Origin of the sequence: Paenibacillus qinlingensis (assembly GCF_031455095.1) — a bacterium.
In the GTDB taxonomy this organism is placed as follows: domain Bacteria; phylum Bacillota; class Bacilli; order Paenibacillales; family NBRC-103111; genus Paenibacillus_E; species Paenibacillus_E qinlingensis_A.
In genome coordinates this window covers 97048-111567 of record NZ_JAVDSB010000005.1, presented here as the reverse complement: position 1 = coordinate 111567, position 14520 = coordinate 97048, and the positions used below count along the sequence as shown (strand labels likewise).

The window sequence follows — 14520 nt, the reverse complement described above, 5'->3', positions numbered from 1 at the left end:
TTGGAAACCGCCTCAACGGTGTGTCCCCATATACTTGGCCAAGCCTATCTACCGATACGCCCGCATCGCCTTGCGCAGCTCCTTCAAGCTAGGCCGCTTGCCGTACATCAGCACGCCAGTGCGGTAAATCTTCGCCGCAAGCCAAGCCATCGCACCAATGGACAGCAACTGGATGGCTATTGACAGGGCAATCTGCCAGAACGGCAGAGAGGTCATGCCAATCCGCAAGAACATAATCATCGGCGAGAAGAATGGCACGAACGACATCGTCACCACGAATGGGGCATTCGGATGATTCAGTCCGAAGATCGCGATCATGAAAGCCGCGACGATGATGTAGGTAACTGGCATAATGGCAGGCCCTACATCCTCCGTGCGACTGACAAGCGAACCTACCGCCGCGAAGATCGTCGCATAGATGAAAAAGCCAAGTAAGTAGAAAATTAAGAAATAGACGAGCACGGATATTTCTAAATCGCTCCAACTGAGATTCATATCCTTAATCGCCGACGCATCACTCAACTGAATATTTATAAACCCAACAGCTATCAAAGCGGCAATTTGCGATAGCGCCAGCAAACAAATGCCAATGATTTTACCGAACATCTGCTTCAGCGGTGACACGCTTGTAATAAGCAATTCCATAACGCGCGTGCTTTTCTCCGCTGTGATTTCCGTTGCAACGAGATTGCCGAATCCAATGGCTCCCATGTAAAGCATGAAGAGTAGGATATACACCAACATGTAGGACAACCTCATTTGGGACTCTGTTTTGCCCACAGCAGCTTGATCCGATGTGGAAATTTGCACGGTTTCCAAGGACACTGGCGTTTGGATATCCGTTTTTAGTGAATCTGGCACACCAGCTCCTTGCAGCACGATATCCGTCTTAATTAGCTGAAGCGCGGTTTGCAGCTTATTTTTAGGCGAATCCATCGTTCCTGTGGAATTATAGATCACCTTCGGGAATCCGCCTTGTTTCCCCTCCGTGAACGCTAAGTATCCCTTGATTTTCTTATCCGCCATTTGCTGCTTCCCATATGCCTCATTAGCCTCTACACTGCCCTGATCGGAAAGGGGTACAATTAGTATCTCTGCATTCGGTTGATTCTTAAAGAAGGCTCCCAGTTTAGATGCCACAACCGCTTGCTGCGTGCCAAAGATTCCTATTTTCGTCGCTTCATCGGAATCGAATTGTTTGATGATGGTGGGAAGATGAATCAAAAGCGATACCAGGATTAGCAAGATTAGCGTCATCACTTGAAACGATTTGATTCGAAAGCGAGACATGTAGGTAAATTTAATGACGGTCCAGATACTATTCATGCTGGCTTCCCACCTTCTGGATAAAAATTTCATTCAAGGTTGGCTCCATGACTTGAAAACGCTGCACAGTGGAATGTTCCATGGCATATTGCAAAATACGCTGTGCGGATTCGGGCTGCGCAATGCGAAGCTCGTACCCATGGAGCCCTTGGTTCACCGATGTGACGCCTTCAAGCCTCTCTAATCCATTAATATTAGTAGTTGTCTCTAGTACCACTCTTTCCTTCGGAAAGCTCGCTTTAATCTCCTTCAAATTGCCTTGCAGAATGGTGTTTGAGCGATGCAGCATACAAATATTCTCACAAAGCTCCTCTACATGCTCCATCCGATGGCTGGAAAATAAAATTGTTCTCCCCTCATCACGGAGACTTTTCACCGTTTTCTTCAGCAGCTCGACATTCACGGGATCCAGTCCGCTAAACGCTTCGTCCAGAATAAGAATCTCCGGATTGTGAATAACCGCCGCAATGAATTGAATTTTCTGCTGGTTTCCCTTGGACAACTCCTCAACCTTACGGTTGTAATAGTCAGGAACCTCAAACTGTTCCAACCACATCTTCAAGCTGCGATCTGCCTCACGACGCTTCATTCCTCGAAGCTCAGCTAAGTATAAAATCTGCTCACTAATTTTCACTTTTGGATATAAGCCGCGCTCCTCCGGTAAATAGCCCATCAAGCTGCGGAGCTCTTCCCGATAGCCTTGCCCATTCCACCTAATATTACCTTCATCTGGATAAATAAGACCGAGTACCATCCGCATCGTTGTCGTTTTGCCGGCCCCATTCGCGCCTAATAAGCCATATATTTCTCCCTGCTTCACACGCAGCCCAATTCGATTCACAGCTGTTTTATCTCCGTACTGCTTCGATACCTGTTCAACAACTAGAGGGTATGTCATTCATGAGCCTACCTTTCATCACGAATTTGATTGCGCTTACTATTTTACATGATAATGGAAAATTAATGAATTATTCTGTGCAATAAAAAAGAGAAGCGCTCAACGCTTCTCATACCGATGTAAGGCTAACTTCTGGATCTCGATAGCTCTATCAATTTTGGATGCTTTCATCTTACTAACGTAGCTATCAAATGCCTCTAGCGGCTCAACACCGAGAATAATCTTCAGAGACATTTCATCAACAAGTGTCATCACATCCATCATAATTGATGAAAACTCAGCACTCTCCAGCTCTGTCTTTGGCGTTTGCGGCAGGGTGTACGATTCAACTTGCGTATCTGCCCAAATACCAATCGCATTCCTTTGCTCAGGCAGCGTGTAATATTGCTCCACATACCGAACATCCTGAACAAACGGTCCGAAATAGCTTGCTCTCGTATACATCGACAAGGCTTGTGAGGGTGCTAACTTATCTGGATTTCGCAAGATCCAATCTGTGTACGTTGGATAACCGTCTTTCAACGTGTAGCTCGTTCCCTCTATGCCAAAATTAAAGAGCATATGTCCTTCGTCGCTATAACCGTAATCAAGTAACTTAGCAGCCTCTGCTGCATGTTGACTATTACTTGAAATCGCTACGCCACCAGTCCCGACATAATCATAACTTTTTTGCCCAAATTTCGGCTTATCCCCTTTCTGAAGTACGGGGTATGGGGTTGCTGCAAACAAAGCCGACTTGTTTTTCTCTTCGACCAGTGGCTGCCACTTCCCAATACCAGCCCCCGCATTCCAGATCGTTGCCCCGCTGCGCCCTGTTACCATATTGGAATCCATCGTTTTGGTATCCACGGAAGCGATGTTTTTATCAATTAAACCTTCCTTATACCACGCTCGGAAAGTAGCTAAGAAATCCTGATAGCCCTTCTCCATTGGTCCATACTTAACCTCACCCTGATCCAGGTAGAACCCTTTGCGAATTCCATAAGCCCCGACAAAAGCGCCACCCTCAATCCCAAACAACGGATTCGGCACGCCTAGGAAAGTTAAAGGTGCGGCAACTCCCTTCTTTTCCTTGAACGCCTTGAGCACCGTATGCCATTCTTCTATCGTCGTTGGTACCTCAAGCCCGAGCTCATTCAGCCAATCCTTCCGGATAATCGGCCCTTGATAGGTACGAAGCTTATCGTCACCACGAATAAAGGGGAACACGTAATAGCTGCCGTCCTCTGTCCGGATTTGCTTATCGATGTCTGGATGCTCATTTAAGTACTTCTTTAGATTAGGCGCATACTTATCAATGACCTCATTCAGCCTCAAAATATACCCATCCTTGATCGCCTTTTCAGGTCCACCAGGGAAGCTATCCCATTCGAACTCCATCATATCAGGCAAATCGCCGGAGGCTAGTAAGACATTCATCGCTTCCTTAGCTTGATTGGCCGACGGCTGTATGAAGGAAAGCTGGACCCCTGTCCGCTTCTGCCACTCTTGAAAAAAGGGAATATCTTTGAATTTGGTTTTCACACTGGCGGCATTCCCATTCAACTCTGACCAATAGGTCAGTTTAGTGGTTGCTGGCACAGACGGCTCCTTATTTGTAGTCGCCGTTGTTGGTTGCCCTGACGGTGTCGTCAAATTCGTCGGACTCACTGAAGAGCATGCCGTGAGTCCCATGGTGAACATACATAGAAGTAATAATGCCTTGTTGCTAGCTCGTCTGCTCATTCCGTTCCCTCCCAGCATGTCATCTTGCAATCATCAGTTCATTTCTTTATATTTCCCAGGAGTTATTCCTTCGTATTTCTTAAAAACACGTATAAAGGTTGCCACTTCATTATAACCAACTAACCTCGCAATCTCCGAGATCGAATCTTGCTTGTAGCTGATCATCTTCTTCGCTTGCCCTATCCGGTATTTCGTAATGTAATCGAGCAAACCTTCACCCGTCTGATCTTTGAACAATTTGGATACATAGCTGCCTCTTAAGGCAAAGTTCTCACCAATCGTATTCACGTTCAAATTAGCGTCTTGATACTGCTCCTCAATATATTGCGTAACTTTAGCGATTAATTCACGCAAGGTTTCCGTGCGTTCCTTCGTCTGGTTGGCTTCTATCTTAGAACCAGCAAACGCACACACCTCTCCGAGGAGCAGCTGCAGCTCTTGCTGCATCTCGAGGATGGTGTCGCACGCAATAATTTTATCCATCCATAGGGGGTTGTCCCCTAACCAGGGTTGCGTTGTTCCGTCCCCAAGCTCATTCATCGCTTTCACCATCGTACCCACGAGGTTAAAAATGAGGCATCTCGCCAAGGTAAGCGACACCAGCGGCTTATCGAAGTTGCGACCCATAATCTCGTTCATGCTAGCCGAGGCTTGATCAAAATCTCCCGTTTTGATGAGATTAATAATTTGCTGCTCCACTTGGAGTGGATAATAATAGCCCATCTGCAGCTTATCGGCCGTATCAATACGAATCTCATCGTAGGTGATGATCTCTCTTTTGCCTCTAACCATCTTATACTCCATCGCATCCAGTGCTTCACTATACGCTTCAGCAACGCCTACCAATGCAGGGTGAACACCGCTGATTGAGATTGTTAAATCCATATGGAAGCGCGTTAGGAACCGCTGTGCTTCTGCCGCAATCCAATCCAGATCAACCTTCCGCTCGGCTGCATCCGTCTCTGCAAAGTTCACCAAACACACCATCATGTCATCGATCTCGGCCACATAACCTGCATGTTGACGATGGCCAACGAGCTCTTCAACGACATTCGTGATAATGAATTGCATCAATTTACGGCGTTCGCTGATATCCATACCAGGTAAATTCGTAGATATGCTATCGGAATTCTCAACCGCAAACAGAATGACCGCGAAATGATTCGAAATTACATCCATATGAAAAGTTTTGAAAGCTTCCTCGTACGAAACGAGTGAATCGATTCTCCCCTTCAACAGCCGATTTAACATATTCGAACGGAGTACATGATGGTGAGATTGCAGCTGCAGTGCGATTTGATCCTTCTCATCCCGGGTATGCGAGATCATTTTCTGAATGAAATGCAGCTCATTCCCATCTACGCGTTCCTCGAACGCATTTTTATCGGAAATTGATTGAACCAAACGTTGGATCGGTGAGTAATTACGGCGCAGAAAGAACCAGGTCAGCACCGCTGCACCAAATAGGCTGATCAGTATGCTGATATAAGTAAATTTGCGGACATACTCCGCTTTTTCCCAATAGATGCGACTTGGAATGATCAGTACATATTTCAGATCAGACACAGCAGATTGAATATAGAAAAGCTCTGATTCTCCATCCTGCGAAGGCTTGTACGTAACATTATCCTCATCCTGCAGTTCCTCCAAAATGAGATTCTTATTCACCGTCACAGGCACATTGGAAAGTAGAACTTGATTGTCATGATTAAGGATGACGATTTGTCCCCCGCTAAACCCTGAAATGCTTTCGATTGCCTTCTCGAACCGTTCCATATCGGCCATCACAACGACTGTGCCTGTTTGTTTCCCATTCAAATCCTTAGGCAAGTGTGTGATGTACGCGATGGAAGAGGAAGAAGGACCTGCATCTACGCGGGGAAGGATCAGGAACTGGTTATTCGTTGCTTGATGAATCGTATTCAACCATTGTTCATATCGGAGGGTACCTGTATTGTGGATCGTATCAAACGCTGTTTGCAGATCGCGCATATTGCCCGGGCGAAGAATTGCAGCTTCCTGATCCCAAGTCACATAGAATTCATCGATTGTCGCATAGGAGGTTTGATACATCCGAAACTCTTTTACCAGCTGAAAAGCTAGATATTGATCATCATTCGTTTGTATATTCGTGTACATTAAACTTTGAAGCTTTGTATTCCAAGTAATTTCCATATTTAACCGTTTCATCAAATCGAACTGTGTGTCGATCGTATAACGGACTTGTTTGAGTAAGGAATCGTTCGCACGATGAATTTCGCTTTTTAGTACATGACTAGACTGCGAGTAAATGAGAATACTCATCAGCATTGGCACGAATAATACCGCGCTGTACGATAATAACCAAGTAAATACAATACTCTTTCTTTTCGGCCAAAATAATCGAAGCTTCACATGGATCTCCTCCCGCTGCGCACCTTGAAAAATCCTCTGAAGGGATTGTCTCCTTCACTCTATTATACCTCTGTTCGCAAGGGGAGGAATGTCCAAAATGACAAATCCGATTGACAAAAGCGCTACTAGATCCCTACTTACGGGGTCTAGCCCTTCAAGGAGCCTACCATAACCCCTTTGACAAAGAAGCGTTGTACGAATGGGTAAACACACAGAATAGGCAATGTCGCTACGACGATCGTCGCATACTTAATGGTTTCCCCAATCTGGAAGCGATCACCCGCATCGGCTCCCACGGACATGCCATCTGTTGAATTAGAAATAAGTATTTCCCTGAGTACCAACTGTAAAGGGAAGAGATCTCGATTTTTGATAAAAATAGATGCGTAGAACCAGCCATTCCATTTATCAACCGCATAGTACAGAATCATAACGGCAATGACAGGCATGGAAAGCGGAATGATGATTCGGAACAAAATCGTAAAGTGATTGGCCCCATCGATTTTGGCCGACTCCTCTAGGCTGTCTGGTATCGCCATAAATGCTGTTCGCATAATAATCAAATTAAATGTGGAGATGGAGAATGGAATAATCGTCGCCCATAGGGTGTCGAGTAAGCCGACATTTTTGACGATTAAATAGAGCGGGATTAAGCCCCCGTGGAAGAACATCGTGATCACGATAATGATCATAAATGCTTTATTCCAGATCACATTTTTTCTAGAAAGTACGTAAGCACCTAACGCTGTCATCAAAAGGTTGACGATAACGCCAGCAACGACAATAAACATCGTGTTGCGGTAGCCGATGAGAATGCCAGGGTTCTTCATGACCCCTTTATAGGCTTCCCAACTAAAGCCAAGTGATTTAAATAAAATCCCTTTATGAGCAACTAATTCATTCGCATTACTGAAGGAAGCAAATAATACGTAAAGTAATGGATACAACGTTACGACTACGAGTAGGGTCAAAATGAAATGAATAGCAATATCGAATATTCTTTCTACAAAACTAGGTCCTTTTCTCATCAACATCACCTCACCATAAGCTGCTTTCATTGACTTTACGACTGATATAATTCGCTGTAATGAGTAGGATTAGATTGATAATGGAGTTAAATAAGCCAACAGCCGAGCTGTAACTCCAACCAAACTCCAGTAATCCTTTGCGATAGACGAAAGAGGAAATCACGTCCGCCGTTTCATAAGTGACAGGATTATAGAGCAGAATGATTTTCTCAAAGCCCACGTTCAACAAATTACCCATACGCAAAATAAACATAATCGCAATCGTCGGCATAATACCTGGCAATGTGATGTACACCATTTGTTTCCAGCGACTAGCGCCATCCATCCGTGCAGCTTCATACTGTTCGGTATCGATACTCATTAATGCAGCGATATAAATAATGGACTCCCAGCCAATACGTTGCCAAATCTCTGATAAAATGTAGATCGGCCGGAACAACTCCGACTTCTGAAGCATCGCTTGTCCGTCATACCCGAAGGCCATCGCGATATTATTAATCACCCCATCCGCATTCGTGAAGTCCGTAATAATCCCGCAAATAACGACGAGTGAGATAAAATAAGGCATATACGTAATCGTCTGAGCGACACGCTTAAAGGTCTTACTTCGTACCTCATTGATCAAGAGGGCTAGAATAATCGGAGCTGGAAACTCAAAAAGCAAGGAATACAAGCTGATGACCAGCGTATTTTTCAATATGCGCCAAAAATAAAAAGAACTGAAAAAGTCATGGAAATGCTTAAAGCCAACCCAATCGCTACCAAGTATACCCTTCATTGGGGAATACTCTTTAAAAGCAATCAAAGCACCATACATCGGTGCATAATGGAAAATCAAATAATAAGCGAGCACTGGTACCATCATGAGGTACAAGTACTTATTAGCGATAAAATCACGGATATATCTGTTTGTCCCCGTCTGTTGCTTCGTAAGCTTTACGCTTTCCAGTGGCTGTGTGTTCGCCATCTCCATCCTCACCCTCTCGCCAGTTTACTTGTAGAGCAGGGGATCATAGATCCCCTCCTCACTTGTGCTAAATGAAACCTATCGCTTGTTGTAGCGATCAAGTGCTGCTTGCTGAATCTCGATAGCGCGGCTCAGATTAAGTGACTTCATTTTATCCACATATTTCTCAAAGCCATCTACAGGCTCGTTGCCCAAAATGATTTTCAACGTCATTTCGTCCACTAACGTGTTCATGTCGCCCATGATTTTGGCATATTCAGAGCTTTCTTCCGGCGTTGGTGTTAATGGTGGCAAGCTGTATTTGGCTGTATCGGTTTTCTTCCACACATTGATCGCATCGCGTTGCGCTGGCAGTACAAAGAATTGCTCCGCATAACGCTTGTCTTGGATGAATGGCCCGTTGTAGCTGCCGCGAATGTACATGGACATCGCTTGTGCAGGTGCTAATTTATCGGGATTCTTCATCAGCAAATCCGTATATTTGGGATAACCATCCACCATCGAGTAGCTAGTACCCTCTGTTCCGAAGTTGAAGAACATATGGCCTGCTTCACTATACCCATAATCCAACATTCTGACTGCCAATTCTGGATTCTTGGATTTAGCTGTTACCGCGACAATCCCTCCGGAGGAATACGGATTATCCTTTTGACCAAATTTCGGCGTATCGCCTTTTTTAAGTACTGGATATGGCGCTGCTACCAACTGTGCTTTCGGATCTTTGGCCTGTACAAGTGGTTGCCATTTGCCTATGCCGCCGCCAGCATTACCGATACTTGCCCCTGTAGCGCCCGTAGCGAAGCTGCCGTCCAAGGCTTTCGTATCCACCGTAGCGATGTTCTTATCTAACAGGCCATCTTGATACCATTGGTGGAAAGTCTTCAAATAGTCTTTGAAGCCGGCTTCCGACGGTCCGAACTTGATTTTCCCATTATCCAAATAGAAGCCTCGGTTCACGCCAAATGCGCCTAAAAATGCACCGTTATAGGATTCATTGAAGAAGCGTGGTTTACTGATAAAGGATAGTGGTGCTGCTGCACCTTTCTTCTCTTTAAATGCTTTCAGTGTCGTCGTCCAATCATCAATTGTCTCAGGAACAGGAAGACCTAATTCATCCAACCAGTCTTTTCGAATCATCGGTCCTTGGAATACCTGTAAGTACTCATCTCCACGAATGAAAGGGAATGCATAGTAACTCCCATTATCCGTTTTTACCATTTTGTCGACTTCTGGATGCTCTTTGAGGTATTTCTTCAGGTTCGGTGCGTATTTATCAATCAGATCATTCAATTTCAAAATGTAACCATCTTTAATGGCTTTCTCCGGTCCGCCTGGGAAATCACTTAAGAAGTTATACTCGATCATATCTGGCAAATCCCCAGATGCAAGCATCACGTTTAGCGCTTCTTTGGCTTGTCCTGTAGGAGGCGCTAAGAATTTAAGCGGGACACCTGTTTTCTTCTGCCACTCTTGGAAAAAAGGGACATCCGCATGTGTCGTTTTCACACCTGTTAAGTTCCCGTTCAACTCGCCCCAGTACGTCAACGTTTTATCAGTTGTCATCGGATACGTCGTCGCACTCGCTGTTGCCGGTGCTTGTGACTCACTCGTTGTTGTTGACTCTGTCTTCGAGGAACAGGCAATCGCTGTGCCCATCATCATGACAATCATGGTTGAAGCTAAAATTTTCTTCATTCGTTGACCCTCCACTACATGTTATGGTGAGATGCATCTCTTCCTTAAGCGTAGTGGAATCCACCGAATTAACCTATGAGCAATATGAAGAATGACATGGTCATTTCGTCATCTCCAATTGTTGATTTCTATAATCGAATGGACGAAATCACAAAATTAGCCCATTTGAAGACAAAAAAATAGCACAGAATGATGAACTTTCACATCATTCCGTGCTATTAAGATGGTTTACAATCCAAAAATGGCATCAATTACGGGCTTCGTTGTTCCACCTGGATACAGGATATACAACAATATATAGACCATAACGCCTGTTGGCGCTGTAAGCAGCCATACAATCGCAGCGACTTTTCCGATTTTCTTGTGTTTAAGGAATTTCTTTTTGTAAGCAAACCACAAGGTGATAAGACCTAGTATACCACCTATCGTTGCTAGTGTGATATGGAAGAACAAGAACAAATGATAAGGTAACACTAAACTTTCTGGGCCACCAAAAGAGGTGTTTCCTTCAAATATGGTACGGGACATATAGATGATAAAAAAGGCTAACGCGAATATTGCGCCCAAAACCATCAGCTTTTCATGCGTTTCTCGGTTCCCTTTAACAATATGATACCATCCGAACCCAACAAAAATGGCACTAATCACAATAAACATCGTAGAAATTGTGGGTAATATGTGCATCTTTCGAAATCCTTTCTCTAAGCGCGATTCCAGTTCCCGCCTTGATTATTCAAGCTTTCTTGTGATGGAAGTGGATCCAATTCGTCCTCATCCTTGCGTTCTCTGCGATACCAACGGAAGAAAATGTAAGCTAACGTGGCGCCATAGATAATCTCTTGCAAAATTTTCATGATTACGCCACCTAGTTGTTGATCATCAAGCGGCGACAGGTGAACAAAAGGAACCGTGACATTGCTATACATATCATAAATAATTGTATCAGCAAAAATGATAAGCGCACAAGCCGGTGTCAGTAAGACGCCATTCCCGAAAATATACGCCATTTTCTTCAAATCGTTCAAGCGATTCAGCTCAGGCAGCGGGCAAAATACAGGGAACCACATGATAAAAGCCGTCACTAAAAGCACAGTATGATAAGCAAAAAGCGGTACATCATTCTTCATCAAGTAATCCATAATAAAAGGCATATGGTAGATGGAGAATAACATATTGAACATGAATAATGCGATCAGAGGCCGTGTAAAAAAAGAAAATAGGCCGCGGAATACGACATTCGTCATAGCTGCTCTAAGCAGCCATGCCGGTGTTCCTAACCAAATGAGAATCGGTACGATCAAGTAAAGAATCGTTTGTTGCAGCATGTGCATACTGAACAAGTAGTGATGCCCGATGTAGTTAATAGGGCTTCCTTGTCCAACGTAGAATAAGAACAACCCTGTATAAAATAGAAGCTGTTGTGACGTCGAAATTGGCTCCGATTTCGCAGCGCTCCCATTTCCATTCACGACAAATCGACCATAACTATATGCGATCACAACGACGATCAATAGTAAAACAGGACTCCACAAATCGAAAAACCCACCAATCTGACTCATACCTGCATCTATCTCCTTTCAAGCTGACTACTTCCAATTAACTCCCAGTAAAAAAAGAGGAGGCACTTTGTCTAGACAAAGTTGCCTCTTCTTGCTTTTCTACCACCAAACCCAATATACGGCTGTGATAACACCGGTAAGAGCAACGAACGCTCCTGCGAAGATAAAGATCAGAGGGAACAAATGTCCTCTCTCTTTGGCATGCATCCAGAAAAGCAACTGAACGAGTGCCTGCACGATCCCAAGGGATACGATGAAAATCAAGATAAACGAACGATCCAAGTCTCCGTAAAGTACGACAGCGAATGCCAACATCGTGAGTAGAATCGAGATAATGTAAGTCAAATAGTGATTAAGTGTTGAGTCGTGCTTCACTCTCTTGCTAGGTGCGTGTGTATCATGAGAATTGCTGCTCATTTAGTGACCCACCTTCCCCATCAAATAAACGACTGTGAAGATAAATACCCAAACTAAGTCGATAAAGTGCCAGTACAGAGAAGCGACATAGAACTTAGGTGCCGTAACAACCGTAAGACCCTTCTTCATACCTTGGAAAATCAACAGTGTAATCCAGCAAACACCGAATGCTACGTGAGCACCGTGGAAACCAACTAGTGTGTAGAACGATGTGGAGAATGCACTTGTTGTAAACCCATGGCCTTCATGAACGTACTCATAAAACTCGTAGATCTCCATTCCTAAGAAGGAAAGACCGAACAAAACGGTAACTGCTAACCAACCTAGCAATTGACCTACTTTTTGACGGTGCATCGCAATGATTGCAAATACACTCGTCAAGCTGCTCGTTAAGAGAACGAATGTTGACCAACCAACTGTTTTAAGCTTGAATAGCTCATCAGCTGTTGGGCCATCCGGAACAGAGTTCCGGAGAGCAATGTAAGTTGCAAATAAACAACCGAACAATACAACCTCAGCGCCAAGAAATAACCAGAAACCAAGAACTTTATTTTTCCCTTCGAGGGTAGCCGTTTCCGGATTAGCAGGCAGTGCGCCCGTGTGATGACTACTCATGCCTTTACCCCCTTATGATCGTCTTCAAGTTCTTCTGGTTCAATATGCCAACCGTGGTCGTCATATACCGAACGCAAGAACATGGCAATGAATGTAACTAAGATACCTGCTCCAGCTACATAGTAGTTTTTGTACATAAAGCCAAATCCAGCAATGAACAACCCAACAGACATAACAAGCGGCAAAATCGATGCCGAAGGCATATGAATGGAACCAATTGGCTCAGCAGGCGTCATTTGTTTGTTACCAGCCATTTTTTCTTTCCAGAAAGCATCCAAACCACGAACAAGCGGAGTTTGTTTGAAGTTATATTCAGGTGCAGGTGACGGAATTGTCCACTCCAAGGAGCGTCCATCCCACGGATCTGCAGGAGCTGTAATTGGTTTTCTTGCAGTTGCAATAATGTTGATAAGGAACACTAACGTACCGATACCCATTAAGAAAGCACCAACGGTTGAAACTAAGTTACCAGTTTCGAGACCATACCCTGGTTGATACGTAAATACACGTCGTGGCATCCCCATTAGACCCAAGAAATGCTGCGGGAAGAATGTTAAGTGGAAACCGATGAAGAACAACCAGAAATGAAGTTTACCTAAACCTTCACTTAGCATACGACCGAACATTTTCGGCCACCAGTAGTAAAGACCAGCGAACAAACCAAGTACGAGACCACCAACGATAACGTAGTGGAAATGCGCTACTACGAAATACGTATCATGATACTGGAAGTCAGCTGCTGGAATCGCAAGCATTACCCCAGTTGTTCCACCCATTACGAAGGTTGGAATGAAAGCTGTAGCGAAAATATTCGCCGTTGTGAAACGGATTTGACCACCCCAAAGCGTGAACAACCAGTTAAAGATTTTAACACCTGTAGGAACGGCAATCGCCATTGTTGCAATCGCGAAGATCGAGTTCGCTACTGGGCCTAAGCCTGATGTAAACATATGGTGGACCCAAACCATGAAGCCTAGGAAACCAATTAATACTGTTGCAAATACCATGGAGCTGTATCCGAACAGACGTTTTTTCGAAAAAGTAGAAACGATCTCAGAAATAATACCGAAGGCTGGAAGAATCAAAATGTAAACTTCGGGATGCCCGAAAATCCAGAATAAATGCTCCCACAGTACGTTGTTTCCGCCTCTGGCTGCATCGAAGATGGCTCCGCCAAAGACACGGTCAAACATAAGAAGAACTAGAGCAACTGTAATTGCCGGGAAAGCAAGAACGATCAAACCTGAAGTTACAAAAGCAGACCATGTGAACATTGGTAAACGCATGTATGTAAGACCAGGAGCACGCATGTTAATAATCGTTACGAGGAAGTTAATCCCTCCGATTAGTGTCCCGATACCTGCAATTTGCAAACCAAGCACGTAGAAGTCAGTGCCTCGTAAATTGCCTTCTAACGTTTGTCCCCAACTTGCGTCGGTGATCGAGGATAACGGTGCGTACCCCGTCCAACCACCATCAGGTGCGCCGCCTAAGAACCAACTTGTGTTCATAAGCACGCCGCCTGCGAAAAATAACCAGAAGCCTAGTGAGTTAACGAAAGGGAACGCAACGTCCCTTGCCCCAATTTGCAGTGGAACGATGGCATTCATGAAAGCGAAGATGACCGGCATCGCCGCAAAGAAAATCATCGTTGTTCCGTGCATCGTTGTTAATTGGTTAAAAGAATCGCCGATAAAAATGTGTTGATCTGGATATGCGAGTTGTATCCGGATCAGGATGGCTTCAAGTCCTCCAACGAGGAAGAAGAAGCCGCCCGCTAGTAAATACAGGATACCGATTTTCTTATGATCGACGGTTGTAAGCCAATCCATAAGCCCGGTATGTTTTTTTACTGGATGAGAGTGAGCCAACGTATGAACCTCCTTTACATCAAGA

Annotated in this window: 12 protein-coding genes; all 12 read right to left on the bottom strand. The window is 44.5% G+C overall.

What is annotated here, in order from left to right; translation table 11 throughout:
* Positions 1–48 precede the first annotated feature (48 nt).
* The 12 genes from J2736_RS16310 to ctaD all read right to left on the bottom strand — a co-directional run bounded on the left by J2736_RS16310 (position 49) and on the right by ctaD (position 14495).
* A complete protein-coding gene (locus tag J2736_RS16310) occupies positions 49–1326 on the bottom strand; it encodes an ABC transporter permease (protein ID WP_310499661.1) in 1278 nt (425 codons plus the stop codon).
* Positions 1319–2224, bottom strand: a complete 906-nt coding sequence (locus J2736_RS16305; RefSeq protein ID WP_310499660.1) for an ABC transporter ATP-binding protein — start codon at positions 2222–2224, stop codon at positions 1319–1321. Before J2736_RS16305 ends, J2736_RS16310 begins: the two co-directional genes overlap by 8 nt.
* A gap of 99 nt (positions 2225–2323) precedes the next feature.
* Complete coding sequence (locus tag J2736_RS16300) at positions 2324–3949, bottom strand: extracellular solute-binding protein (RefSeq protein ID WP_310499659.1); 1626 nt, start codon at positions 3947–3949, stop codon at positions 2324–2326.
* A gap of 33 nt (positions 3950–3982) precedes the next feature.
* Entirely contained in the window at positions 3983–6343 is a 2361-nt protein-coding gene (locus J2736_RS16295) for a helix-turn-helix domain-containing protein (RefSeq protein WP_310499658.1), read from the bottom strand.
* Between the two features lie 146 nt (positions 6344–6489).
* Positions 6490–7371 carry a carbohydrate ABC transporter permease gene (locus J2736_RS16290; protein WP_310499657.1) on the bottom strand — a complete coding sequence of 294 codons (882 nt, stop codon included), beginning with the start codon at positions 7369–7371 and terminating at the stop codon, positions 6490–6492.
* Positions 7372–7381: 10 nt separating this feature from the next.
* Positions 7382–8338 (bottom strand): ABC transporter permease, encoded by a 957-nt coding sequence (locus J2736_RS16285; protein WP_397340866.1) that lies wholly within the window; start codon positions 8336–8338, stop codon positions 7382–7384.
* Positions 8339–8416: 78 nt separating this feature from the next.
* A complete protein-coding gene (locus J2736_RS16280; RefSeq protein WP_310499656.1) occupies positions 8417–10033 on the bottom strand; it encodes an extracellular solute-binding protein in 1617 nt (538 codons plus the stop codon).
* Between the two features lie 228 nt (positions 10034–10261).
* A complete protein-coding gene (locus J2736_RS16275; RefSeq protein WP_310499655.1) occupies positions 10262–10717 on the bottom strand; it encodes a DUF420 domain-containing protein in 456 nt (151 codons plus the stop codon).
* A gap of 17 nt (positions 10718–10734) precedes the next feature.
* On the bottom strand, positions 10735–11592 hold the full coding sequence (locus J2736_RS16270) for a cytochrome c oxidase assembly protein (protein WP_310499654.1): 858 nt from the start codon (positions 11590–11592) through the stop codon (positions 10735–10737).
* 99 nt (positions 11593–11691) lie between these two features.
* On the bottom strand, positions 11692–12009 hold the full coding sequence (locus J2736_RS16265; protein WP_068663240.1) for a cytochrome C oxidase subunit IV family protein: 318 nt from the start codon (positions 12007–12009) through the stop codon (positions 11692–11694).
* Complete coding sequence (locus J2736_RS16260; protein ID WP_310499653.1) at positions 12010–12624, bottom strand: cytochrome (ubi)quinol oxidase subunit III; 615 nt, start codon at positions 12622–12624, stop codon at positions 12010–12012.
* Positions 12621–14495 (bottom strand): cytochrome c oxidase subunit I, encoded by a 1875-nt coding sequence (gene ctaD, locus J2736_RS16255; RefSeq protein WP_310499652.1) that lies wholly within the window; start codon positions 14493–14495, stop codon positions 12621–12623. Before ctaD ends, J2736_RS16260 begins: the two co-directional genes overlap by 4 nt.
* Positions 14496–14520 lie beyond the last annotated feature (25 nt).

What these genes read in the sequence shown, in the direction of transcription:
- J2736_RS16310 (WP_310499661.1), bottom strand. Translation starts at nt 1,326, where the DNA reads ATGAATAGTATCTGGACCGTCATTAAATTTACCTACATGTCTCGCTTT.
- J2736_RS16305 (WP_310499660.1), bottom strand. Translation starts at nt 2,224, where the DNA reads ATGACATACCCTCTAGTTGTTGAACAGGTATCGAAGCAGTACGGAGAT.
- J2736_RS16300 (WP_310499659.1), bottom strand. Translation starts at nt 3,949, where the DNA reads ATGAGCAGACGAGCTAGCAACAAGGCATTATTACTTCTATGTATGTTC.
- J2736_RS16290 (WP_310499657.1), bottom strand. Translation starts at nt 7,371, where the DNA reads ATGAGAAAAGGACCTAGTTTTGTAGAAAGAATATTCGATATTGCTATT.
- J2736_RS16285 (WP_397340866.1), bottom strand. Translation starts at nt 8,338, where the DNA reads ATGGCGAACACACAGCCACTGGAAAGCGTAAAGCTTACGAAGCAACAG.
- J2736_RS16280 (WP_310499656.1), bottom strand. Translation starts at nt 10,033, where the DNA reads ATGAAGAAAATTTTAGCTTCAACCATGATTGTCATGATGATGGGCACA.
- J2736_RS16275 (WP_310499655.1), bottom strand. Translation starts at nt 10,717, where the DNA reads ATGCACATATTACCCACAATTTCTACGATGTTTATTGTGATTAGTGCC.
- J2736_RS16270 (WP_310499654.1), bottom strand. Translation starts at nt 11,592, where the DNA reads ATGAGTCAGATTGGTGGGTTTTTCGATTTGTGGAGTCCTGTTTTACTA.
- J2736_RS16265 (WP_068663240.1), bottom strand. Translation starts at nt 12,009, where the DNA reads ATGAGCAGCAATTCTCATGATACACACGCACCTAGCAAGAGAGTGAAG.
- J2736_RS16260 (WP_310499653.1), bottom strand. Translation starts at nt 12,624, where the DNA reads ATGAGTAGTCATCACACGGGCGCACTGCCTGCTAATCCGGAAACGGCT.